Genomic DNA, 22,302 nt, shown 5'->3' with positions numbered 1-22,302 from the left:
GCGCACGCGTTGCGAACGCTCAGTGCAGGATCTTCGCGAGGAAGTCCTTCGCGCGCTCCGACTTCGGATTCGAGAAGAAATCGTCCTTGCGGTCGTCCTCGACGATGGCGCCCTTGTCCATGAAGATCACGCGATGGGCGACCTTCTTCGCGAAGCCCATTTCGTGCGTGACGACCATCATCGTCATCCCTTCCTGCGCGAGCTCGACCATCACGTCGAGCACTTCGTTGATCATCTCGGGATCGAGCGCGGACGTCGGTTCGTCGAACAGCATCGCGATCGGGTCCATCGACAGCGCGCGCGCGATCGCGACCCGCTGCTGCTGGCCGCCCGACAGCTGGCCCGGGAACTTGTGCGCATGCGCCTTCAGGCCGACGCGGTCGAGCAGCTTCATGCCCTTCTCGTTCGCCTCGTCCTTGCCGCGGCCGAGCACCTTGATCTGCGCGAGCGTCAGGTTCTCGGTGATCGACAGGTGCGGGAACAGCTCGAAATGCTGGAACACCATCCCGACCTTCGAGCGCAGCTTCGACAGGTTCGTCTTCTTGTCGCCGACCGACTGGCCGTTCACGAGGATCTCGCCCTGCTGGAACGGCTCGAGGCCGTTCACGGTCTTGATCAGCGTCGACTTGCCCGAACCCGACGGACCGCACACGACGACCACCTCGCCTTTCTTCACCTCGGTCGTGCAGTCGGTGAGGACCTGAAACTGGCCGTACCACTTCGAAACGTTCTTGATGGAAATCATCTTGTGACCTTTTTCTGGAGACCCTTGACGAGAGCAGACGCCAACGAGCAAATCACGAAATAGCATGCGCCCGCGAACAGGACCATCTCGACGGTCGTGCCGTCGCGATCGCCGATGTTGGCGGCCGTGCGGAAGAAGTCCGCGAGACTGATCACGTACACGAGCGACGTATCCTGGAACAGGACGATCGCCTGCGTGAGCAGCAGCGGCACCATCGCGCGGAACGCCTGCGGCAGGATCACGAGGCGCATCGCCTGCGCGTAGTTCATGCCGAGCGCGAACGCGGCGTTCACCTGTCCGCGCGGCACCGCCTGGATGCCGGCACGGATGATCTCGGAATAATACGCGGCTTCGAACAGCGAGAACGCGACCATCGCCGAGGCAAGGCGGATATCGATCGTCGGCGACAACCCGAGCACGCCCTGCAGCAGTTGCGGCACGATCAGGAAGAACCACAGCAGCACCATCACGAGCGGGATCGAGCGGAACACCGTCACGTACGCTTTCGCGAACCACGCGAGCGGCTTCACGCCGGACAGCCGCATCAGCGCCAGCAGCGTGCCCCACACGATGCCGATGACGATCGCGATCAGCGTGATCTTGAACGTGACGATCGCACCCGACCACAGCGTCGGTATCGCGCCGGGAATACTACTCCAGTCGAACTGATGCATCACTTGCCTCCGATGTAGCCGGGCAGCCGCGTGCGGCCTTCGATCCAGCGCATGAACGCCATCACCACGAGGTTGATGAGCACGTACGCGAGCGTGACCGCGATGAACGACTCGTAGGTCTGCGCGGTGTAGTCGACGAGCTGGCGCGCCTGCGCGGACAGGTCGAGCAGGCCGATCGTCGACGCGACCGCCGAGTTCTTGAAGATGTTCAGGAACTCCGACGTGAGCGGCGGCACGATGATCCGGTACGCAACCGGCAGCAGCACGTAGCGATACGTCTGCCATTGCGTGAAGCCCATCGCGAGGCCGGCCGCGCGCTGGCCCTTCGGCAGCGCGTTGATGCCCGAGCGCACCTGTTCGCACACCCGCGCGCCCGTGAACAGGCCGAGACAGATGATCGATGCGGTGAAGAACTGCGTGGTCGGCGGCAACTGCTTGATCCAGGTGCCGATCGACGCAGGCAGCAACTCGGGTATCACGAGATACCAGACGAAGAACTGCACGATCAGCGGAATGTTCCGGAAGATCGACACGTACACGGTGCCGATCGCGGCGAGCCATTTGTTCGGCACCGTGCGCAGCACGCCGAACAGCGAACCGACGATCAGCGCGATGACCCAGGCGGCGAGCGACACCTCGATCGTCACCCAGAAGCCGGACATCAGCCATCCGAAATAAGTCGTCGGCTCGCCGGTCGAGACGGGGCTCAGGAAGATGCCCCAGTTCCAGTGGTAAGACATGGGCAAGACTCCAGCAAAAAGAAACGGAAGAAGCGTGGCCTCTTCCGTTTCAGTAGCGTCATTTCTGCATCAACGGCCGCGTGGTCAGTCGAGCGCCTTGTCGTTCGGGTTCGCGTACAGCTTCTTCATCGAATCGGACAGCGGGAAGTTCAGGTTCAGCCCCTTCGGCGGGATCGGGCTTTCGAACCACTTCGCGTAGATCTTCGCGGCTTCGCCCGACTTCTCGACTTGCGAGATCGCGTCGTCGACGACCTTCTTGAAGTCCGCATCGCCCTTGCGCATCATGCAGCCGTACGCCTCTTCCGATTGCGGCGTGCCGACGATCACCCACTCGCCCGGCTGCTTCGCCTTCGCGCGCTCGCCCGCGAGCAGCGCGTCGTCCATCATGAACGCGACCGCGCGGCCCGATTCCAGCGTGTTGAACGAATCGCCGTGATCCTTCGCGCTGATGATGTTCATGCCCATCTGCTTTTCGTTGTTCATCTTGCGCAGCAGCCGCTCGGACGTCGTGCCGGCGGTGGTCACGACCGTCTTGCCCTTCAGGTCCGCGAAGTCCTTGACGCCCGAATCCTTCTTCGTCATCAGGCGCGTGCCGATCACGAAGATCGTGTCGGAGAACGCGGCCTGCTGCTGACGCTCGGCGTTGTTGGTCGTCGAGCCGCACTCGATGTCGACCGTGCCGTTCTGCACGAGCGGGATGCGGTTCTGCGACGTGACCGGGATATTCTTGACCTGCAGGTTCGGCAGGTTCAGCTTCTTCTTCACCGCGTCCACGACCTTCATCTGGAATTCGCGCGAATAGCCGACGACCTGCTGGTTCTGGTCATAGTAAGAGAACGGAATCGACGATTCGCGATGCCCCAGCGAAATCACGCCCGTGTCCTTGATCTTCTTCAGCGTGCCGGTCTCCTGTGCATGCGCGCCGCTCGCGAACGCGCACAGCGCCGCGACCATCAGGACTGCCTTGTGGTATTTCATTTTGGTCATCTCCTTGGCTAAAACCCGCGCCAGTGTATCAAAGTAATATTTTTGAAAGAACTGGTTGTTTACCGCACTACGAATCGCCCTGTGCGAAGCCGTCCTCCCGGCTTCGGGCACCCCGAATGCGCACGCGGGCGGTGCCGGATTCGGCACCGCCCGCGAGGGCTCATGCACGCAACCGGGTGGATTGCGTCATGCTTTGATCGTAGTCAACCGATCGACGATCGGCAATGACGGATCAGGGGTACAGGCCGCGCATTTCGCGCGCCATCAGGATGCGCTTGCACGCGACGATGAACGCCGCCGTACGCACCGACACCTTGTGCTCTTCCGCGACCGCCCACACGCCGGCGAACGCTTCGCGCATCACGCGCTCGAGACGGTGGTTGATCTCGTCTTCCGTCCAGAAGAAGCTCGAGAAATCCTGCACCCATTCGAAGTACGACACGGTCACGCCGCCCGCGTTCGCGATCACGTCGGGGATCACCAGCACGCCGTTCGCGCCGAGGATGTCGTCGGCCGCCGTCGTCGTCGGGCCGTTCGCGCCTTCGACGATGATCTTCGTGCGGATCTTCGCCGCGTTCTTCTCGGTGATCTGGTTTTCCAGTGCCGCCGGGATCAGGATGTCGGTTTCGATCGTCCAGAACTCGTCGTTGGCCATCGGCTCGGCGCCTTCGAAGCCCGCGACGCCGCCCGTGCGTGCCACGTGGTCGAGCAGCTTGTTCGAATCAAGGCCGGCCGGCTGGTAGATCGTGCCCGTGTGATCCTGCACCGCGATCACCTTCGAACCCGCTTCCTGGAACAGCTTCGCCGCGATGCCGCCGACGTTGCCGAAGCCCTGCACCGCAATGCGCGCGCCTTCGATTTCGAGGCCCTTCTTCTTCGCCGCTTCGCAGCCGACGACGAACACGCCGCGGCCCGTCGCTTCCTTGCGGCCGAGCGAACCGCCGAGCGAGATCGGCTTGCCGGTCACGACGCCGGTCGACGTCTGGCCCTGGTTCATCGAGTACGTGTCCATCATCCACGCCATCACCTGTTCGTTGGTGTTGACGTCCGGTGCCGGAATGTCGGTGTTCGGGCCGATGATGATGCCGATTTCGCTGGTGTAGCGACGCGTCACGCGCTCGAGTTCACCGCGCGACAGCTTGCGCGGGTCGACGCGGATGCCGCCCTTCGCACCGCCGTACGGCACGTTCACGGCCGCGTTCTTCACCGACATCCAGGCGGACAGCGCCATCACTTCCGACAGCGTCACGTCCTGGTGGTAACGCACGCCGCCCTTGCCCGGACCGCGCGACACGTTGTGCTGCACGCGATACCCTTCGAAGTGCGCGACGGTGCCGTTGTCGAGCTCGATGGGGCAGTCGACGATCAGGATGCGCTTCGGACGCTTCAGCGTTTCGAGCCAGCGCGACAGCGAACCGAGATACGGTGCGACGCGATCGACCTGCTGAAGGTAGTTGCCCCACGGGCCGAGATCGTCGGCGTGAAGGTAGGACGGGATGGACTGCAGTTGCGAAGACATGGACGCTCCAACGTTCAACGGATTGCGCACATTGTCGAAAAACCCGTTTTTTTTATCCAATGCCGTTTGCTTATTCGATTATGCGTTTCTTGCATGATCGCGATTTTTCGCAAATCTGCGGTCGATTTGCGCAAGAACGCACGCGATCGGTCGTGCATCGCGTGCGCAAAAAATCGTTCCGGGAATATGCGGAACGCCCGCCGGACAGCCGTCCGACAGGCGCCGCAAGGCGGTCGTCAGCGAATGTGCGGCCGGTTGCGGTCAATCCGCCGTTTCGCGCAGCTCGTCGCGCACGACTTCCCACAGCGCGCGCACGAGCTTCTGCCGCGGATCGTCGCCCTGCAGCGCGAGCTTGTCGCAGTACAGGCGGATCTCCATCGTCAGCGTAAACGGATGCGTGCCGCCGCGCGCGGCGCGGTCGAGCCGGATCAGGCGGCCGCCGGCCACCGCGTCCTCGACCGCGCTGTGCGGCAGGAACGCAACGCCGTGCCCCGCGAGCGCCATCGCCTTCAGTCCTTCGGCCATGTCGGTTTCGTACACGCGGTCGAGGAACAGCGACGTCGGTGCGTTCGCAACGATGACTTCGGTCATCCGGCCGAGATACGCGTTCGGCGTATACGACAGGTACGGCACGCGCGCATCGGCCGTGCCCGGCAGCGTGTAGCGCGGCCGGCCCGCACGGCCCGGCGCCGAGAACGCGCTGATCGGCTCCGCGCCGAGCACCAGCATGTCGTAGCGAGCCGGATCGAGCGCGACCGGGTGGCTCGGGTGGTGATAGCCCATCACCAGATCGCAGCCGCCCTCGACGAGCGACAGCACCGCGTCGTGCACGTTCAGCGCGCGCAGCCGCGTGTGGACCTGCCCCATCTTCGCCTCGATCCGTTGCAGCCAGCGCGGGAAATACGTGAGCGACAACGTGTGCGGCACCGCGAACTCGATGGTCGGCACCGGCGCGCCGACGTGGCCGCGCAGCAGCGTGCGCGCCTCGTGCGCCTGCGACAGCATCGTCAACGCCTGCTCGTAGAAGATCTGGCCGGCCTGCGTGAGCCGCGTCGGATAGACCGAACGATCGATCAGTTCGGTCGCGAGCCACGCCTCGAGCGCCTGGATGCGCCGCGAGAACGCGGGCTGCGACACGTGCCGCAGTTCGGCGGACCGGCTAAAGCTGCGCGTTTCCGCGAGCGAGACGAAGTCTTCGAGCCATTTCAGTTCCATGCAGGCGGGCGCGGCAGCGATCGGGAAGAAGCCTGCATTCTACCGGCGGGCGGGCCCGGCCGACGGCATCATCCATGCTCCGCCGCCCGCTGCCGCATCGCCCGGCGACGCGCTGCACCCGCCCGCCGGGGCGCCGTGCGCGCGCCGATCGCCCGTCGCGGCGGCGGCCGGCTCCGGTCGGCCGGGCTCGACCCGCGCCAATGGTAAAATGCCGGATTCTCCTCCCCCTTCGTTCGCCCCGGCTCCAAGGCCCGCCCGATCATGTCCGACACTCGTCCCGATACGCTTTTCGCCCTCACCGCGCTCTCGCCCATCGATGGCCGCTACGCCAGCAAGACCGAAGCGCTGCGCGACTGGCTCTCCGAAGCCGCTTTCATGCGCCACCGCGTCACCGTCGAGGTGCACTGGCTGATCGCGCTGTCGCGCGCCGGCTTCGCGGAAGTCCCGCGCTTTTCCGACGCGTCCGAACAATTCCTGCTGCAGCTCGCCGAGCGCTTCACCGCGCACGACGCCGCGCGCATCAAGGAAATCGAGCGCGTGACGAACCACGACGTGAAGGCCGTCGAATACTGGCTGAAGGAATCGGTGAAGGGTCAGGCCGAGCTCGAGAAGGCCAGCGAATTCATCCACTTCGCGTGCACGTCCGAAGACATCAACAACACGTCGCACGGGATGATGCTCGCCGGCGCGCGCGAGCACGTGATCGTGCCGGCGCTGCGCACGGTGTACCAGCGCCTCGTCGCGCTGTCGCACGCGCTGGCCGAACAGCCGATGCTGTCGCGCACGCACGGCCAGCCGGCCAGCCCGACGACGCTCGGCAAGGAACTCGCGAACGTCGCCGCGCGCCTCGCACGCGCGATCGCGCGCATCGAGAAGGTCGAGATCCTCGGCAAGATGAACGGCGCGGTCGGCAACTTCAACGCGCACCTGTCCGCCTATCCGGAATTCGACTGGGAAGCGTTCTCGCGCGACGTGATCGAAAACCGCCTGAAGCTCACGTTCAACCCGTACACGATCCAGATCGAGCCGCACGACTACATGGCCGAGCTGTTCGACGCGGTCGCCCGCGCGAACACGATCCTGCTCGACCTCGACCGCGACGTGTGGGGCTACATCTCGGTCGGCTACTTCAAGCAGAAGACGAAGGCCGGCGAAATCGGCTCGTCGACGATGCCGCACAAGGTCAACCCGATCGACTTCGAGAACTCGGAAGGCAACCTCGGCCTCGCGAACGCGACGCTGCGCCACCTCGCCGACAAGCTGCCGGTGTCGCGCTGGCAGCGCGACCTGACCGACTCGACGGTGCTGCGCAACATGGGCGTCGCGCTCGGCTACTCGCTGCTCGCGTACGATTCGCTGATCCGCGGCCTCGACAAGCTCGAAGTGAACCCGCAGCGCCTGAACGACGATCTCGACAACTGCTGGGAAGTGCTCGCGGAGCCGGTGCAGACGGTGATGCGCCGCTACGGCATCGAGAACCCGTACGAGCAGCTGAAGGAACTGACGCGCGGCAAGGGCATCACGCGCGAAGCGCTGCAGGAATTCGTCGGCACGCTGGCGATCCCGCAGGATGCGAAAGACCGCCTGCTCGCGATGACGCCCGCGTCGTACATCGGCAAGGCCGTCGAACTCGCGAAGCGAATCGCGTAAGCGCCGCCGTCGCCGGACGGAAAAAAGCCCGATGCGAGCGATCGCATCGGGCTTTTTGTTGTCTGCCGCAGTCGGCTCAGAACGAGATCATCCGCCCCGGATTCAGCGCACTCATCACGCTCATCGCCGCCTTCGCGGCCGGAATCGCGATCGGCGACAGTTGCCGGCCGAGCGGAATCTCGCGATGGTCGATGCCCGTCAGCATCGAGAAGTCGTCGTTGCGTCCGACGAAATCGTCGCAGATCGCTTTGCCGATCCGCACCGTCTGCGCGACGCCGTGCCCGCTCCAGCCCTGCACCATGTACATCGGCACGCGGCCGTCGGTCTTGCGGCTGTCGGTCGCGCCGTTCAGCGTGAAGTCGCTGACGCCGCTCCAGCAGTAGTCGAGCGCGAAGCGGCCGTCGTGCTGCGGAAACACCGTGTTCAGCCGCGTCAGCAGGTACGCGTTGACGTCGGGCTGCGCCCAGCAGGTGCCGGTGCCCTGCCCGCCGAACAGCAGGCGGTTGCCGCGCACCGGCCGGTAGTAGTCGATCTGGAACTGCGTGTCGTACACCGGCATGCCGGCCGGCATCAGCGTCGCGACGTCGACGTCGAGCGGCGCCGTCACGCTCACGTACGTGAAGAACGGCACGGTGGTCGCGGCAGCGCCGTCGAGCAGCCGGAACGTCGTGTTGTGCAGCGCGAGCACGACACCCTTGCGGGCGGTGATCGTGCCGCCCGGCGTCGTCGCGACCACGCCCGCGGGCGTTTCGTCGAGTTCGAGCACCTCGGTGCCTTCGTACAGCGCGCCGCCGTTCAGCCGGAAGCCGTGCACGAGGCCGCGCACCAGCGCGAGCGGATGGAGCTGCCCGCCGATCGCGTCGATCGCCGCGCCGTGGTACAGCCCGGAGCGCACGTATTCGTCGTGCAGTTGATGGCGGCCGACGAGCGTCACGCCGGCGTCGCCGAGATGGCGGCGCGCGTCCGCGCCGTCGAGCAGCGCGCTCATGTGGCCCGGGTGGACTGCCGCCGTCACGTGGCCGCGGCGGCGATCGAGATCGAGCGCGTAACGCGCGCCGATCGCATCGATCAGGTCCATCGACTCGGCCGATGCGAAGCGCCACAGCCGCTTGGCGTCGTCGTGCGACAGGTGGTCGATCATGTCGGCCGCTTCCCAGCGCGCGAGGCCCGGCGTGAGCTGGCCGCCGTTGCGGCCCGACGCGGCCGATCCGACGTGGTGCTTGTCGACCAGGATCGTGTCGACGCCCGCTTCCGCGAGATGCAGCGCGGCCGATGCGCCGAGCAGCCCGGCGCCGATCACGAGCACGTCGCACACGGCGTCGTGCGCGAGCGGCGCGCTGTTTTCATGGTGCGACAGCGACGCCTCGTACCAGTTGGCCGGCCGACCGCCGTCGTAGCGCGACGGATCGCACCAGTTCCAGTTGTCCTTCTCGATGTTCAGTTGCGTCTGGTCGAAACGCGATTCGCCCTGGATTAGGGGTGTGTTGCTGGAAGTCATGATTGCACTTGCATGGTCTTGGGCCGCCTGTCGAAGAGCCTCGTTGCTTCTGGGCTTCGCGGGTGGGGCAGCCGGTTCCACTTGGGTGTCAACGAGATAAAGGGCGCGATGGCCCGTGTTGACGGCAGGCACGCTCGTGTCTGCCTGGATCCCGGACCGTGCAAAGCACGCATTGAAAGGTGCCGGGACACCCAATTTCTACACCGCAGAAATAATTCTACAGCGTAGAATACGCTTTCGTCAAGATGACAGCCGCCCGCCTCGCCTTCCCCATGAAAGACAAACCCGCTCAAGGCCCGCGCGGCCTCGACAAGGACGCGATCGTCGCGGCCGCGCTCGCGCTGCTCGAAGAAGTCGGCGAAGCCGCATTCAGCGTGCGCAAGCTCGCGCAGTCGGTCGGCTGCGACCCGATGAGCGTGCTGTATCACTTCAAGTCAAAGGACGGCCTGAGCCGCGCGATCGCGAATGCGCTGTCGCGCTCGCTGGTGCCGGTCGACGATACGTTGCCGTGGCGCGAGCGGCTGCGCGATCTCGCGCGCCAGTACCGCGCGCTCGCGCTGCGCCACCCGGCCGCGTTCGCGCTGCTGCAGCGGCACATGAGCACCGGCCCGGCCGATCTCGCGCACATCGAGGCGGTGCATCGCGCACTCGTCGACGCCGGCATTGCGCGCACGGCGCTGCCGTCGGTATGCGTCGGCTGGTATGCGAGCGTGATCGGGCTCGCCGCCGCCGAGGCCGGCGGCCTCACGCGGCCCGCGAACGACGTCGAGCTCGCGGAGATGCATGCGCTGTCCGACGCCGAGCACCCGCTCGTCAAGTCGGCCGCGCCGCTGTATGCGCAGCTCGATCCGGCCGCCGTGCACGACACGATGCTCGACGTGCTGCTCGACGGCATCGCGCAACACGCCCGCGCAGCCTGAGCGGCGCGCTCGCCGCCAACGAAAAAGGCGCCCGGGGGCGCCTTTTCCAGTTATGACGCGTGCCGCGCACCGCGCTCAGTGCTGCTGCGCGAGGCCGATCTTCACCATCACTTCGTCGACGATCTGTTCGGGCGTCAATTCGATGCTGACCACGATCGCTTCGTCCTCGCCCGGCTCCTCGAGCGTGTCGAGCTGGCTTTTCAGCAGCGACGGATCGAAGAAATGGCCGGTGCGGGTCTTCAGGCGCTCGTGCAACACCTCGAACGAACCCTTCAGATACACGAACCGCACGTCGGTGTCGGTGCCGCGCAGCACGTCGCGGTACGAACGCTTCAGCGACGAGCACGTGAACACGGCCGTCTCGCCGGCATGCTGCTTTTCCTCGATGGCCGCGCGGATCGTGCGCAGCCACGGCCAGCGGTCGTCGTCGGTCAGCGGAATGCCGTGGTGCATCTTTTCCTTGTTCGCCGCGCTGTGAAACGCGTCGCCGTCGGTATAGCTGCACGCCAGGCGTTCCGCCAGCATTTCGCCGATTCGCGACTTGCCCGCACCCGACACGCCCATTGCGATCAGAATCATTGACTACCCCTTGTTACAGAACGATGCTCAGCAGCAGCGTGAAACCCAGACCCAGCAGGGAGATGATGGTTTCGAGCAACGACCAGGTCTTGAACGTCTGACCGACCGTCATCCCGAAGTATTCCTTGATCAGCCAGAAGCCGCCGTCGTTCACGTGCGAGAAGATCAGCGAGCCCGAGCCGGTGGCGAGCACCAGCAGTTCCGGGCTGACCGTCGTGCCGGCCGCGGCGGCGATCGGCGCGACGATGCCGCAGGCCGTCGTCATCGCGACCGTGGCCGAGCCCGTTGCGAGACGCATCAGCGCCGCGACGAACCAGCCCAGCAGCAGCGGCGACAGGTGCGCGTGCTTCGCGGTCTCGACGATCTGCTGCGAGATCCCGCTGTCGCGCAGAACGCCGCCGAAGCCGCCGCCCGCGCCGACGATCAGCGTGATGCCGGCGATCGGCGCCAGACACTCGCCGCAGAACTTCTGGATCTGGTCGCGGTTGAAGCCTTGCAGCTTGCCGAACGTGAAGAAGCTCACCAGCACGGCGATCAGCAGCGCGACGTCGGAATTGCCGGCAAAGCGCAGCAGGTTGTTCGGCAGCGACTTCGGCGCGAACACCAGGTCGGCCCAACTGCCGACGAGCATCAGCACGACGGGCAACAGGATCGTGAACAGCGTGATGCCGAAGCCCGGCAGCTCGCGCGTGCGGCCGTTCGAGTGCGTATCGACGAACTGCGACGCGAGCGGGTTGTTTTCCGGCAGCTTCACGAACTTCGAGATCGTCAGCGCGAACAGCGGGCCGGCGATGATCGCGGTCGGCACGCCGACGATCAGGCCGAACGCGATCGTCTTGCCGATATCGGCGCCGTATTGCTGGACGGCCAGCAGCGCGGCCGGGTGCGGCGGGATCAGCCCGTGCACGACCGACAGGCCGGCCACCATCGGCAGGCCGACGACGAGCAGCGATTTGCCGGTGCGCTTCGCGACGTTGAACGCGATCGGGATCAGCAGCACGAAGCCGACTTCGAAGAACACCGGCAGGCCGACGATGATCGCGACGAACATCATCGCCCAGTGGATGTTCTTTTCACCGAACCAGTCGATCAGCGTGGTCGCGATCCGTTCGGCGCCGCCCGATTCGGCCATCATCTTGCCGAGCATCGTGCCGAGGCCGACGACGATCGCAATGTGGCCGAGCGTGCCGCCGGTGCCCGCTTCGAACGACTTGACGATCTTGTCCATCGGCATGCCGACGGCGAGACCCAGGCCAAGCGAAACGATGATCAGCACCAGGAACGGGTAGATCTTGAAGCGCGCGATCATCAGGATCAGCGCGGCGATCGCGATCAGCGTGAATACGAGCAGCATGCTGCCTTGGACAGCCCCCATGTGGCACTCCTCCTTGGATTGTTCGAACCGGGCGAGTTGTAGCGAGTATGCCCGGCTATGCAGGTCTCCGAAACACGGGGGGTACCCACCCCGTGAGGACGCTGAATTTTACTTATCTTTACGGCCCGCGGATAGAACCGGTTCCATCAGCAAAAACCCTCGGTAAAACAAGCACTAAGCGCCTGCTTACCGAGGGTTAAATCACCATTTCGTACAAGTCTTACCGGGGAAGCTGGCTCGCGGCTTGCGCGAGACGCGTGACTTCGGCCCAGTCCTGCGCGGCGAGCGCGGCCTTCGGCGTGAGCCACGAGCCGCCGACGCACACGACGTTCGGCAGCTTCAGGAAATTCGGCGCGCTCTCGACCGTGATGCCGCCCGTCGGGCAGAATTTCAGCGCCGGGAACGGACCGTGGAACGCCTGCAGCATCGGCACGCCGCCGGCTTGCTGCGCGGGGAAGAACTTGACGGTCTCGTAGCCGAATTCGAGCGCCTGGATGATGTCGCTCGGCGTCATCACGCCCGGCAGCAGCGGCAGGTCCGCGTCGAGCGACGCGAGGTGCAGGTCCTTCGTCAGGCCCGGCGACACGCCGAACTTCGCGCCCGCGCGCTTCGCCTGCGCGCAGTGCTCGGGCTTCGTGATCGTGCCGACGCCGACGACGATGTCGTCCGCGAGCTGGCTCGCGCGCTGGATCGCCTCCAGACCCGCCGGCGTGCGCAGCGTGATCTCGAGCACCTTGACGCCGCCCGCATGCAACGCGCGCGACACGTGTTCGCCCTGCTCGACCGAGTCGAATGCGAGCACCGGAATGACCGGGCCCAGCTTCACGATTTCAGCAATCGTCTTCATTGATCTGGCTCCTTGAAATTCATGCGGCGACGTGGACGGCCGTTTCGCCGACCAGCGTCCCGAAAACCGATGCGCCCTGCTCGGCCGGCGCGGCGGCCGCGCGGAACACGCCGAACAGCTCGCGCCCGAAACCCGTTTCGTTGTCGGCCTGGTGCAGCGGCTGCGCGACCGGGCGCGCCTGCCATTCGGCCGCGTCGATCTCGATGTCGAGCACGCCGGCGTCCGCGTCGATCACGAGCGTGTCGCCCGTCTTCACCTTGCCGAGCGGGCCGGCCAGCAGCGCTTCCGGCGATACGTGGATCACCGCCGGCACCTTGCCCGATGCCCCCGACATGCGACCGTCGGTGACGAGCGCGACGTGGAAGCCCTGATCCTGCAGCACGCCGAGCAGCGGCGTCAAACGGTGCAGCTCGGGCATCCCGTTCGCGCGCGCGCCCTGGAAGCGCACCACCGCGACGAAGTCGCGCTTCAGCTCGCCGCGATCGAATGCCGCCTGCACGGCTTCCTGCGAATCGAACACGATCGCGCTCGCCGTCACCTTGCGGTGCTCGGGCGCGACCGCCGAAATTTTGATCACGCCGCGGCCGAGCCGGCCCTGCATCAGGCGCAGGCCGCCGTCCGGCTGGAACGGCTCGCGAATGCCGCGCAGCACCTTCGTGTCGTGGCTTTCGGCCGTGCCGTCGACCCACGTCAGCTTGCCGTCGATCAGCTTCGGCTCCTTCGTGTAGTGCGACAGCCCCTTGCCCGCGACCGTCGTCACGTCTTCGTGCAGCAGCCCGCCTTCGAGCAGGTTGCGCACCAGGAACGCGACGCCGCCCGCCGCATGGAAGTGGTTCACGTCGGCCTTGCCGTTCGGGTAGATCTTCGCGAGCAGCGGCACGGCGACCGACAGTTCATCGAAATCGTTCCAGTCGATCAGCACGCCGGCCGCGCGCGCGATCGCGACGAGGTGCAGCGTGTGGTTGGTCGACCCGCCCGTCGCGAGCAGCGCGACGATCCCGTTGACGATCGCCTTCTCGTCGACCACGTGGCCGATCGGCGTGTACTGGCCGCGCTCCACCGTCAGGTCGAGCACGCGGCGCGCGGCCTCGGCGGTGAGCGCGGTACGCAGCGGCGTGTGCGGATGAACGAATGCCGAGCCCGGCAGATGCAGGCCCATCAGCTCCATCAGCATCTGGTTGCTGTTCGCGGTGCCGTAGAACGTGCAGGTGCCGTGGCCGTGATACGCGGCCGATTCGGCTTCGAGCAGCGCGTCGCGGCCCACCTGGCCGGTCGCGAACTGCTGGCGGATCTTCGCCTTGTCGTCGTTCGACAGGCCGCTCGTCATCGGGCCGGCCGGCACGAAGATCGTCGGCAGGTGGCCGAACTGCAGCGCGCCGATCAGCAGGCCCGGCACGATCTTGTCGCAGATGCCGAGGCAGAGCGCCGCGTCGAACATGTTGTGCGTGAGCGCGATCGCCGTGCCCATCGCGATCGCCTCGCGCGAGAACAGCGACAGCTCCATCCCGGGGTTGCCCTGCGTGACGCCGTCGCACATCGCCGGCACGCCGCCGGCGAACTGCGCAACGCCGCCGTGCTCGCGCGCGGCGGCCTTGATGATGTCGGGGAAATCCTTGTACGGCGCGTGCGCGGACAGCATCTCGTTGTACGAGGACACGATGCCGATGTTCGGCTCGCGAATCGCCTTGATCTGGAACTTGTCGCTGCCCTCGAGACCCGCGAAGCCGTGCGCGAGGTTCGCGCACGACAGCGCGCCGCGCGCCGGAAACTTGCCTTGCGCGCCGTCGATGCGCTGCAGATAGGCGGAACGGGTCGATTGGCTGCGGGCGATCACGCGTTCGGTGACTTTCGCCAGAGTGGGGTGCAGCGACGTCATGCTGGGCGCTCCTGTATGCCGGACGACACCGGCGGTTGGAATCGTGGGGACGATCGAGTACGTCGAACGAACGAAGCCAGTCTAGTAGAAAAACTACAAGCACGCAATGCGGATCGACACGCGCGCAACCCTTATTCCCGCTACCAGCAAGGCTTTACCTAGTGAAAACCCTAATTCCCCTCATCACGCACCGGAAGAAAGACCGACAAAAGAGCTGGTCTTTTCTTGTAGATTTTCTACAATTCGATTGCGATACACTCGCTCATCCGAACCCGATTTTCATCTGCCGTCCCATGCTGCCTCGCATTGAAGCGATCCGCGCCGAGTTGCGCCCGTCCGAGCGCAAGCTCGCCGACTACATCCTCGCCGCCCCGCGCGAGGTGCTCGACCTCGCGATGACCGAGCTGTCGACCCGCGCGGGCGTCAGCCAGCCGACCATCGCGCGCTTTTGCCAGGCGCTCGGCTGCAGCGGCTTTCGCGAATTCAAGATCCGGCTCGCGCAGAGCGTCGCGCCCGGCGTGTCGTCGGTGTATCGCGACGTCGAGCCCGACGAACCGGCGCCCGGCATCATCGGCAAGGTGTTCGACCGCACGATCGGCGCGCTGATCGAGGTGCGCAACAGCCTGTCGGCCGGCAGCGTCGCCGACGCGATCTCGCTGCTGTCGAACGCGTCGCGCATCGAGTTCTACGGTGCCGGCGGCTCGGGCATCGCCGCGCAGGACATCCAGCACAAGTTCTTCCGGCTCGGCGTGCCGAGCGTCGCGTATTCGGACCCGCACACGTTCTCGATGTCGTCGGCGCTGCTCGGGCCGCACGACGTCGTCGTCGCGATCTCGAACACCGGCCGCACGCGCGACATCGTCGATGCCGCGCGCTCCGCGCTCGCATGCGGCGCGAAGGTCGTCGCGATCACGCAAAGCCATTCGCCGCTCGCGAAGCTCGCGACGGTGAGCCTCGCGTCGAACGTCGCCGAGGAAACCGACGTGTTCTCGCCGATGACGTCGCGGATGTCGCATCTCGCGATCGGCGACATCCTCGCGGTCGGCGTCGCGCTGTCGCGCGGGCCCGCGCTGATGGAGCGGGTCGGCCGCGCGAAGGAAGCGATCACGCGCCGCCGGATCGACGACCCGGCCAAGGAATGAACGCGCACGACGCGCAAACGAAAAATGGCGCCCCGAGGAGCGCCATTTTTGCGTATCGCGCGCCGGCCGGAGGGGCGGCGACACCGTGCAGCGAAATCAGAACGGCTTGATCACGACCAGCGCGACCGCCGCGAGCATGCCGAGCACCGGCAGTTCGTTGAACACGCGATACCACTTGTCGGTGCGGGTGTTCTCGCCGCGCTCGAACACCCGCAGCAAGTGCCCGCAATACGCGTGGTAAATCACCAGCAACAGCACCACCGTCACCTTCGCGTGAATCCAGCCCTGCCCCTGGCCGATGCCGATCGCGAGCCAGAGCCACAGCCCGCACGCCAGCGCCGGCACCGCGATGAACGTCATGAAGCGGAACAGCTTGCGCGCCATCAGCAGCAAACGCCGCACCGCGGCCGGATCGGTTTCCATCGCGAGATTCACGTAGATGCGCGGCAGGTAGAACAGCCCCGCGAACCACGCGGCGATCAGAACGATATGGAACGTCTTGACCCAGAGCATTGCCATCGGTTGTGCGCCTCGCTTTACGGTTACTGGCGGCCTTCGCCGTGCCCGAGCACGACGTACTTCAGCGACGTCAACCCTTCCAGGCCGACGGGGCCGCGTGCGTGCAGCTTGTCGTTCGAAATGCCGATTTCCGCGCCGAGGCCGAATTCGAAGCCGTCCGCGAAGCGCGTCGACGCGTTGACCATCACGCTCGCCGAATCGACTTCGCGCAGGAAGCGCATCGCGCGGTCGTGATCCTCGGTGACGATCGCATCCGTGTGGTGCGAGCCGTAATGGTTGATGTGCTCGATCGCCGCGTCGAGGCCGTCGACGACCTTGATCGCGAGCACCGGCGCGAGATATTCGGTGTGCCAGTCTTCTTCGGTCGCATCGACGAGCGGGCCGACGCCGGCATCGGCGAGCACCGCGCGCGCGGCCGCATCGACGCGCAATTCGACCTGCTTGTCGCGATACAGCTTGCCGAGCGGCGGCAGCAGCGTTGCCGCGATGCCGCTCGAAACGAGCAGCGTCTCCATCGTGTTGCAGGTGCCGTAGCGATGCGTCTTCGCGTTGTCGCACACCGTCAGCGCCTTCGCGAGATCGGCGCGATCGTCGACATACACGTGGCAGATGCCGTCGAGGTGCTTGATCATCGGCACGCGCGCCTCGTTGATCAGGCGCTCGATCAGGCTCTTGCCGCCGCGCGGCACGATCACGTCGACGTATTCGGTCATCGTGATCAGCTTGCCGACCGCCGCGCGATCGGCGGTCGCGACCACTTGCACCGCGTCCTGCGGCAGGCCCGCCGCTTCGAGCCCTTCGCCGATCAGCTTCGCGAGCGCCGCGTTCGACTCGAGCGCCTCGGAGCCGCCGCGCAGGATCGTCGCGTTGCCCGACTTCAGGCACAGCGCGGCCGCATCGATCGTCACGTTCGGGCGCGACTCGTAGATGATGCCGATCACGCCGAGCGGCACGCGCATCTGGCCGACCTGGATCCCGCTCGGGCGGTACTTGAGGTTGCCGATCTCGCCGATCGGATCGGCCAGCGACGCGACCTGGCGCAGGCCTTCGACCATCGTGTTCAGCGCCTTGTCCGACAGCGTGAGGCGATCGATGAACGCCGCATCGAGCCCCTTTTCACGCGCGCGAGCGACGTCGCGTGCATTCGCATCCTTCAGCGCCTGCGCATCGCGCTCGATCGCGCGGGCCACGGCGTCGAGCGCCGCGTTCTTCGCGGCCGTGCTGGCGCGCGCCATCGCGCGGGAAGCGTGCCGGGCACGGCGGCCCAGATCCGTCATGTACTGGTCGATATCCATCGTGTGACTCGAGAAGCGAGCCGCTTGGCGCGGCATAAATTCGGGAAAAGCGTGCAGCGCGGCAGCAGGAAAGGCCGCGCCGGCTATCGAAATATTGTAAGCGGGTTGCGCTGCGGGCGCTGACGGCCCGCCGAGGCCAAGGGTCTAGACCCTAGCGCCGCACGCGACCCGCGGTCGGCGGTCGCTCGCCGCGCTCGCCTGCCACCGTCATCGCGAGCTGGAACAAGCCGTCCCACGGGTCAGGCGGCGGATCGTCCTGCGTGCGGCGGCCCGGCGCAATGGCCGACAGCCCCTTGACCTGCCGGTCGAGCTTCGCGGCAAACGCGAGCGCCTTCTCGAGCACGCCTTCCGACACCCGGTTCAACGCGGGGGCGATCAGCCGCTCGCGCGGGCCCCACACGCGGTTCTCGCGCAGCAGCGTGGCCAGCGGCTTGCCGGCCGTCGCGCCGCGCTTGATCCGCAGCAGCGTGCGCAACTCCTCGACGACGGCCCACATCACGAGCACGATCGCCTCGCCCTCGCCTTTCAGCCCGTCGATCATCCGCGCGAGCCGCGCGGCGTCGCCGGCGAGCATCGCTTCGTTCAGTTTGAAGACGTCGTAGCGCGCGACGTTCAGCACCGCGTCGTGCACCTGTTCGAACGCCAGCACGCCCTGCGGATACAGCAGCCCGAGCTTCTGGATTTCCTGGTGCGCGGCGAGCAGGTTGCCCTCGACGCGCTCCGCGATGAACTGCAGCGCGCGCCGGCCGTCGTCGCCGGGAGCGACGCGCTGCCCCTGCATCGACAGGCGCTGGCCGATCCAGTTCGGCAGTTGCGCGCGGTCGACCGGATCGATCTTCAGCGCGACGCCGCCGTTCTGCAGCGCGGTGAACCAGGCGGATTTCTGCGTTGCCGCGTCGAGCCGCGGCAACGTGACGAGCATCAGCGCGTCGGGGTTGGGCGTCGCCGCGAGCGTCTTCAGCGCATCGGCGCCTTCCTTGCCCGGCTTGCCCGACGGAATGCGCAGCTCGATCAGCTGACGCTCGCCGAACAGCGACATCGCCTGGGTCGCGCCGAGCAGCACGCTCCAATCGAAGCCGCGCTCGACCGTATGCACCGAACGCTCGGTGAAGCCGGCCGCGCGCGCGGCCGCACGAATGCGGTCGCACGCTTCCTGCACGAGCAGCGGCTCGTCGCCATACACGGTATAGAGCCCGGCCATCCCCTTCGCGAGGTGCGGCTCCAGCGCATCAAGTCGCAATTGCATCGGTACGTGCGCCGGCGATCAGAGCGGCGGCGGCGGCAGCGGCGCCCCCGGCGCCACGCCCGGCACCACGTCCTGCGGCGCCGGCGTCAGCGAATGGACGATCGCGAGACGCCGCATCAGCTGGTCGACGGCATCGTTCTGCATGTCCGCGTACAGGATGTCGGCTTCCTGCGCCTTCGCGTTCGTGTACTGGTCGCTGTACGTCATCGCGCGGTTCAGCGCGATCGCGCTCGCCGGGATCAGCACGGTGCCGTCCTTGCTCGTCAGCGTGTAGTTCAGCGTGTAGTACAGCGCATATTCCTGCGCGGAACCGTACTTGTTGAGCGTCAGCGTGTTCTGCCCGCGCGACTCCCACATGCGCAGCACGGCGTCGGCGTCGTCCGCCGACTTGACGATCTTCGTGTCGCTGCCGGCCTCGACGAGACGCGTGAGCCGCGCGCCGACGGCCGCCGGCGCACCGGCGACCAGCAGCCGCTTGAACGCGTAGTCCTGCTGGCCGCGCAGCTGGAAGCCGCATGCCGACAGCGCGACCGCGCTGCCGACGAGCACCAAAAACGATCTGCGGATCACCTTCGCTCCTTCTGTGTGCGCCCGACGGCCAGCGGCCGTCAGACGACGATGTTCACGAGACGGCCCGGCACGACGACGATCTTCTTCGCCGGCTTGCCGTCGCTGAACTTCGCGAACGCTTCGTCGGCCACCGCCGCGGCTTCGATCGCCTCGCGGCTTGCGTCCTTCGCGACCTTCAGCGCGCCGCGCACCTTGCCGTTCACCTGCAGCACGAGTTCGATCTCGGCCTGCTCGAGCGCGGCTTCGTCGACCTTCGGCCACGGTGCGTCGAGCAGCGGGCCGAATTCGTCCGCGTAACCGAGCGCCTTCCACAGCTCGAACGTGACGTGGGGCACGACAGGGTACAGCACGCGCAGCAGCACGCCGTACGTCTCGCGCAGCACGGCGGGCGTCGCGCCCTTCGCGCCGTCGATCGCGTTCAGCATCTTCATCGCGGCCGACACGACCGTGTTGTACTGCAGACGCTGGTAGTCGAAATCGGCCTGCTTCAGCACGCTGTAGATCTCGCGGCGCAGCGCCTTGTCGGCGTCGCCGAGCGCCGCCGCGTCGAAACCGGCGCGCACGGCGAGCGCGTCACGGTTGCCCGCGCCGAAGCTCCACACGCGGCGCAGGAAGCGGCTCGCGCCTTCGACGCCCGCTCCCGACCACTCGAGCTGCTGCTCGGGCGGCGCGGCGAACATCGTGAACAGGCGCGCGGTATCGGCGCCGTACTGGTCGATCAGCACCTGCGGATCGACGCCGTTGTTCTTCGACTTCGACATCTTCTCGATGCCGCCGAGCACGACCGGCTGGCCGTCCGCGTTCAGCGTCGCGCCGACCGGGCGGCCCTTGTCGTCGTGCGTGACCGTCACGTCGGCCGGGTTGTACCAGGTCTTCTTGCCCGCCGCGTCTTCGCGGTAGTACGTTTCGTTGAGCACCATCCCCTGCGTGAGCAGGTTCTTCGCCGGCTCGCCGAACTTCACGAGGCCGAGGTCGCGCATCACCTTGGTCCAGAAGCGCGAATACAGCAGGTGCAGGATCGCGTGCTCGATGCCGCCGATGTACTGATCCATCGGCATCCAGTAGTCGGTGCGCGCGTCGACCATCGTGTCGGCGTCCGGCGCCGTGTAGCGCGAGAAGTACCACGACGAATCGACGAAGGTGTCCATCGTGTCGGTTTCGCGCTTCGCGGCCGCGCCGCACTTCGGGCACGCGCAGTTCAGGAACGCTTCGGACTTCGCGAGCGGATTGCCCGAGCCGTCCGGCACGAGGTCTTCCGGCAGCACGACCGGCAGGTCCTGCTCCGGCACCGGCACGTCGCCGCACGATGGGCAGTGAATGATCGGGATCGGCGTGCCCCAGTAGCGCTGGCGCGACACGCCCCAGTCGCGCAGGCGCCACGTGACCTGCTTGTCGCCGAAGCCGCCGGCCTTCAGGTCGGCCGCGACCGCGTCGACCGCATCCGCATAGCGCAGGCCGTCGTACTTGCCGCTGTTCACGCAGACCGCAGTTTCCTTGTCGCCGTACCACTCCTGCCATGCGTCGAGCGAGTAAGCCTGGCCTTCGCTCGAAATCACCTGCTTGATCGGCAGGTCGTATTTCTTCGCGAACGCGAAATCGCGCTCGTCGTGGCCCGGCACGCCCATCACCGCGCCTTCGCCGTAGCTCATCAGCACGTAGTTGCCGATCCAGACCTCGACCGGCTCGCCCGTCAGCGGATGCGACACCGTGAAGCCCGTCGCGACGCCCTTCTTCTCCATCGTCGCGACGTCGGCCTCGGCGACACCGCCGCGCTTGCATTCGTCGATGAACGCCTGCAGTTCCGGCTTGCCCTGCGCGAGGCGCGTGGCGAGCGGATGCTCGGCCGCGATCGCGCAGAACGTGACGCCCATGATCGTGTCGGCACGCGTCGTGAACACGCGCAAGAGCGCCTTCTCGCCGTCGAGTTCGTACGGGAAGCCGAAGTTCACGCCGAAGCTCTTGCCGATCCAGTTCTGCTGCATGATCTTCACGCGCTCGGGCCAGCCGAGGCCTTCGAGGTCGTTCAGCAGCTCATCCGCATACTGCGTGATGCGCAGGTAGTACATCGGGATCTCGCGCTTCTCGACGAGCGCGCCCGAGCGCCAGCCGCGGCCGTCGATCACCTGCTCGTTCGCGAGCACGGTCTGGTCGACCGGGTCCCAGTTCACGGTGCCCGTCTTCTTGTACGCGATGCCCTTCTCGAGCATCTTCAGGAACAGCCACTGGTTCCACTTGTAGTAGTCGGGCTTGCACGTCGCGATTTCGCGCGACCAGTCGATCGCGAGACCCATCGACTGCATCTGGCCCTTCATATAGTCGATGTTGTCGTAGGTCCACTTCGCGGGCGGCACGCCGTTCGCCATCGCGGCGTTCTCGGCCGGCATCCCGAACGCGTCCCAGCCCATCGGCATCAGCGTGTTGTAGCCGTTCATCCGCAGATAGCGGTACATCACGTCGTTGATCGTGTAGTTGCGCACGTGACCCATGTGCAGCTTGCCGGACGGGTACGGCAGCATCGACACGCAGTAGAACTTCGGCTTCTGCGAGTCTTCCTTCGTCTTGTAGGCATCGGCTGCGCGCCAGTCGCCCTGGGCGGCGGCTTCGACGTCGGCGGGTACGTATCTCTCGTGCATGGTGTGGTTCGGACTAGGCTTTAAGCGGCGCGCCACGGGGCGGGCACGCGGAAGTGGACGAAAATCGGGCAGCCCGGCGGCGCGGGCAGGCTCCCGGTTCCCGGGCCTGCCTCATGGTCCGGATATTCGCCGGGTAACCCGGAAGGTCTCCAGCGGAGGGGCTCCAGGTTACCCGGCGAAACCCTGCCGACCGGGCGGAAACGACGATTATACCGTCCGTGGCGGGCGGCACGGACGGTCTCGCGGGCCGGCACGCATTCCGGCCTGCGCCG

General features: G+C 66.3%; 19 protein-coding genes. 3 read left to right on the top strand and 16 right to left on the bottom strand.

The genetic code is table 11. The features are described from left to right. Positions 1 to 19: 19 nt before the first annotated feature. From DCN14_RS17545 to DCN14_RS17520, 6 genes are all read right to left on the bottom strand, one after another. Positions 20 to 745 carry an amino acid ABC transporter ATP-binding protein gene (locus tag DCN14_RS17545; RefSeq protein WP_046544940.1) on the bottom strand — a complete coding sequence of 242 codons (726 nt, stop codon included), beginning with the start codon at positions 743 to 745 and terminating at the stop codon, positions 20 to 22. Then, positions 742 to 1,419: a glutamate/aspartate ABC transporter permease GltK gene (gene gltK / locus DCN14_RS17540; protein WP_096506358.1), complete on the bottom strand. Its 678-nt coding sequence runs from the start codon at positions 1,417 to 1,419 to the stop codon at positions 742 to 744. The genes DCN14_RS17545 and gltK overlap by 4 nt, the downstream gene beginning before the upstream one ends. Further along, complete coding sequence (locus DCN14_RS17535) at positions 1,419 to 2,159, bottom strand: amino acid ABC transporter permease (RefSeq protein WP_096506356.1); 741 nt, start codon at positions 2,157 to 2,159, stop codon at positions 1,419 to 1,421. Before DCN14_RS17535 ends, gltK begins: the two co-directional genes overlap by 1 nt. An 84-nt stretch (positions 2,160 to 2,243) precedes the next feature. Then, positions 2,244 to 3,137: a glutamate/aspartate ABC transporter substrate-binding protein gene (locus tag DCN14_RS17530; RefSeq protein WP_162826220.1), complete on the bottom strand. Its 894-nt coding sequence runs from the start codon at positions 3,135 to 3,137 to the stop codon at positions 2,244 to 2,246. 241 nt (positions 3,138 to 3,378) lie between these two features. Then, positions 3,379 to 4,665 (bottom strand): Glu/Leu/Phe/Val dehydrogenase, encoded by a 1,287-nt coding sequence (locus tag DCN14_RS17525; RefSeq protein WP_096506352.1) that lies wholly within the window; start codon positions 4,663 to 4,665, stop codon positions 3,379 to 3,381. Positions 4,666 to 4,926: 261 nt separating this feature from the next. Next, positions 4,927 to 5,880 (bottom strand): LysR substrate-binding domain-containing protein, encoded by a 954-nt coding sequence (locus DCN14_RS17520; RefSeq protein ID WP_096506350.1) that lies wholly within the window; start codon positions 5,878 to 5,880, stop codon positions 4,927 to 4,929. 261 nt (positions 5,881 to 6,141) lie between these two features. On the opposite strand from DCN14_RS17520, the gene purB reads away from it, so the two are divergent. Continuing rightward, positions 6,142 to 7,530 carry an adenylosuccinate lyase gene (gene purB / locus DCN14_RS17515; RefSeq protein WP_096506348.1) on the top strand — a complete coding sequence of 463 codons (1,389 nt, stop codon included), beginning with the start codon at positions 6,142 to 6,144 and terminating at the stop codon, positions 7,528 to 7,530. Between the two features lie 76 nt (positions 7,531 to 7,606). Here the strand turns inward: purB and DCN14_RS17510 are convergent, their stop codons facing one another. Next, on the bottom strand, positions 7,607 to 9,028 hold the full coding sequence (locus DCN14_RS17510) for an FAD-dependent oxidoreductase (protein ID WP_096506346.1): 1,422 nt from the start codon (positions 9,026 to 9,028) through the stop codon (positions 7,607 to 7,609). 272 nt (positions 9,029 to 9,300) lie between these two features. Here DCN14_RS17510 and DCN14_RS17505 point away from each other — a divergent pair, with 272 nt between their 5' ends. Further along, entirely contained in the window at positions 9,301 to 9,948 is a 648-nt protein-coding gene (locus tag DCN14_RS17505; RefSeq protein WP_096506344.1) for a TetR/AcrR family transcriptional regulator C-terminal domain-containing protein, read from the top strand. A 75-nt stretch (positions 9,949 to 10,023) separates the two neighbouring features. Here DCN14_RS17505 and DCN14_RS17500 read toward each other — a convergent pair whose 3' ends face one another. From DCN14_RS17500 to edd, 4 genes are all read right to left on the bottom strand, one after another. Further along, positions 10,024 to 10,527 (bottom strand): gluconokinase, encoded by a 504-nt coding sequence (locus DCN14_RS17500; RefSeq protein WP_096506342.1) that lies wholly within the window; start codon positions 10,525 to 10,527, stop codon positions 10,024 to 10,026. Positions 10,528 to 10,540: 13 nt separating this feature from the next. After that, a complete protein-coding gene (locus tag DCN14_RS17495) occupies positions 10,541 to 11,902 on the bottom strand; it encodes a gluconate:H+ symporter (RefSeq protein ID WP_096506399.1) in 1,362 nt (453 codons plus the stop codon). 220 nt (positions 11,903 to 12,122) lie between these two features. Beyond that, the gene (eda, locus tag DCN14_RS17485; protein ID WP_096506340.1) at positions 12,123 to 12,749 is read right to left on the bottom strand and encodes a bifunctional 4-hydroxy-2-oxoglutarate aldolase/2-dehydro-3-deoxy-phosphogluconate aldolase; all 627 of its coding nucleotides are present in this window, start codon (positions 12,747 to 12,749) and stop codon (positions 12,123 to 12,125) included. A gap of 19 nt (positions 12,750 to 12,768) precedes the next feature. After that, positions 12,769 to 14,625 carry a phosphogluconate dehydratase gene (gene edd, locus DCN14_RS17480; protein WP_096506338.1) on the bottom strand — a complete coding sequence of 619 codons (1,857 nt, stop codon included), beginning with the start codon at positions 14,623 to 14,625 and terminating at the stop codon, positions 12,769 to 12,771. A gap of 293 nt (positions 14,626 to 14,918) precedes the next feature. On the opposite strand from edd, the gene DCN14_RS17475 reads away from it, so the two are divergent. Further along, positions 14,919 to 15,767, top strand: coding sequence for a MurR/RpiR family transcriptional regulator (locus DCN14_RS17475; protein ID WP_096506336.1), 849 nt, complete (start codon positions 14,919 to 14,921; stop codon positions 15,765 to 15,767). Between the two features lie 96 nt (positions 15,768 to 15,863). Here the strand turns inward: DCN14_RS17475 and DCN14_RS17470 are convergent, their stop codons facing one another. From DCN14_RS17470 to leuS, 5 genes are all read right to left on the bottom strand, one after another. Beyond that, the gene (locus DCN14_RS17470) at positions 15,864 to 16,286 is read right to left on the bottom strand and encodes a CopD family protein (protein ID WP_096506334.1); all 423 of its coding nucleotides are present in this window, start codon (positions 16,284 to 16,286) and stop codon (positions 15,864 to 15,866) included. Between the two features lie 23 nt (positions 16,287 to 16,309). Then, on the bottom strand, positions 16,310 to 17,581 hold the full coding sequence (locus DCN14_RS17465; RefSeq protein ID WP_096506332.1) for a glutamate-5-semialdehyde dehydrogenase: 1,272 nt from the start codon (positions 17,579 to 17,581) through the stop codon (positions 16,310 to 16,312). A gap of 151 nt (positions 17,582 to 17,732) precedes the next feature. Then, a complete protein-coding gene (gene holA, locus DCN14_RS17460) occupies positions 17,733 to 18,827 on the bottom strand; it encodes a DNA polymerase III subunit delta (protein ID WP_096506330.1) in 1,095 nt (364 codons plus the stop codon). A gap of 18 nt (positions 18,828 to 18,845) precedes the next feature. After that, positions 18,846 to 19,397: an LPS assembly lipoprotein LptE gene (lptE, locus tag DCN14_RS17455; protein ID WP_096506328.1), complete on the bottom strand. Its 552-nt coding sequence runs from the start codon at positions 19,395 to 19,397 to the stop codon at positions 18,846 to 18,848. A gap of 38 nt (positions 19,398 to 19,435) precedes the next feature. Beyond that, positions 19,436 to 22,030 carry a leucine--tRNA ligase gene (leuS, locus tag DCN14_RS17450; protein ID WP_096506326.1) on the bottom strand — a complete coding sequence of 865 codons (2,595 nt, stop codon included), beginning with the start codon at positions 22,028 to 22,030 and terminating at the stop codon, positions 19,436 to 19,438. Positions 22,031 to 22,302 lie beyond the last annotated feature (272 nt).

Origin of the sequence: Burkholderia sp. IDO3, assembly GCF_003366075.1 — a bacterium.
Lineage (GTDB): Bacteria > Pseudomonadota > Gammaproteobacteria > Burkholderiales > Burkholderiaceae > Burkholderia > Burkholderia anthina.
Note: the sequence above shows the minus strand (reverse complement) of the source record. Positions and strands in the feature narration are given on the sequence as shown.

What these genes read in the sequence shown, in the direction of transcription:
- holA (WP_096506330.1), bottom strand. Translation starts at nt 18,827, where the DNA reads ATGCAATTGCGACTTGATGCGCTGGAGCCGCACCTCGCGAAGGGGATG.
- DCN14_RS17535 (WP_096506356.1), bottom strand. Translation starts at nt 2,159, where the DNA reads ATGTCTTACCACTGGAACTGGGGCATCTTCCTGAGCCCCGTCTCGACC.
- gltK (WP_096506358.1), bottom strand. Translation starts at nt 1,419, where the DNA reads ATGCATCAGTTCGACTGGAGTAGTATTCCCGGCGCGATACCGACGCTG.
- DCN14_RS17530 (WP_162826220.1), bottom strand. Translation starts at nt 3,137, where the DNA reads ATGAAATACCACAAGGCAGTCCTGATGGTCGCGGCGCTGTGCGCGTTC.
- leuS (WP_096506326.1), bottom strand. Translation starts at nt 22,030, where the DNA reads ATGCACGAGAGATACGTACCCGCCGACGTCGAAGCCGCCGCCCAGGGC.
- DCN14_RS17520 (WP_096506350.1), bottom strand. Translation starts at nt 5,880, where the DNA reads ATGGAACTGAAATGGCTCGAAGACTTCGTCTCGCTCGCGGAAACGCGC.
- DCN14_RS17465 (WP_096506332.1), bottom strand. Translation starts at nt 17,581, where the DNA reads ATGGATATCGACCAGTACATGACGGATCTGGGCCGCCGTGCCCGGCAC.
- DCN14_RS17525 (WP_096506352.1), bottom strand. Translation starts at nt 4,665, where the DNA reads ATGTCTTCGCAACTGCAGTCCATCCCGTCCTACCTTCACGCCGACGAT.
- DCN14_RS17500 (WP_096506342.1), bottom strand. Translation starts at nt 10,527, where the DNA reads ATGATTCTGATCGCAATGGGCGTGTCGGGTGCGGGCAAGTCGCGAATC.
- purB (WP_096506348.1), top strand. Translation starts at nt 6,142, where the DNA reads ATGTCCGACACTCGTCCCGATACGCTTTTCGCCCTCACCGCGCTCTCG.
- DCN14_RS17510 (WP_096506346.1), bottom strand. Translation starts at nt 9,028, where the DNA reads ATGACTTCCAGCAACACACCCCTAATCCAGGGCGAATCGCGTTTCGAC.
- DCN14_RS17505 (WP_096506344.1), top strand. Translation starts at nt 9,301, where the DNA reads ATGAAAGACAAACCCGCTCAAGGCCCGCGCGGCCTCGACAAGGACGCG.
- DCN14_RS17470 (WP_096506334.1), bottom strand. Translation starts at nt 16,286, where the DNA reads ATGGCAATGCTCTGGGTCAAGACGTTCCATATCGTTCTGATCGCCGCG.
- eda (WP_096506340.1), bottom strand. Translation starts at nt 12,749, where the DNA reads ATGAAGACGATTGCTGAAATCGTGAAGCTGGGCCCGGTCATTCCGGTG.
- DCN14_RS17495 (WP_096506399.1), bottom strand. Translation starts at nt 11,902, where the DNA reads ATGGGGGCTGTCCAAGGCAGCATGCTGCTCGTATTCACGCTGATCGCG.
- DCN14_RS17545 (WP_046544940.1), bottom strand. Translation starts at nt 745, where the DNA reads ATGATTTCCATCAAGAACGTTTCGAAGTGGTACGGCCAGTTTCAGGTC.
- edd (WP_096506338.1), bottom strand. Translation starts at nt 14,625, where the DNA reads ATGACGTCGCTGCACCCCACTCTGGCGAAAGTCACCGAACGCGTGATC.
- DCN14_RS17475 (WP_096506336.1), top strand. Translation starts at nt 14,919, where the DNA reads ATGCTGCCTCGCATTGAAGCGATCCGCGCCGAGTTGCGCCCGTCCGAG.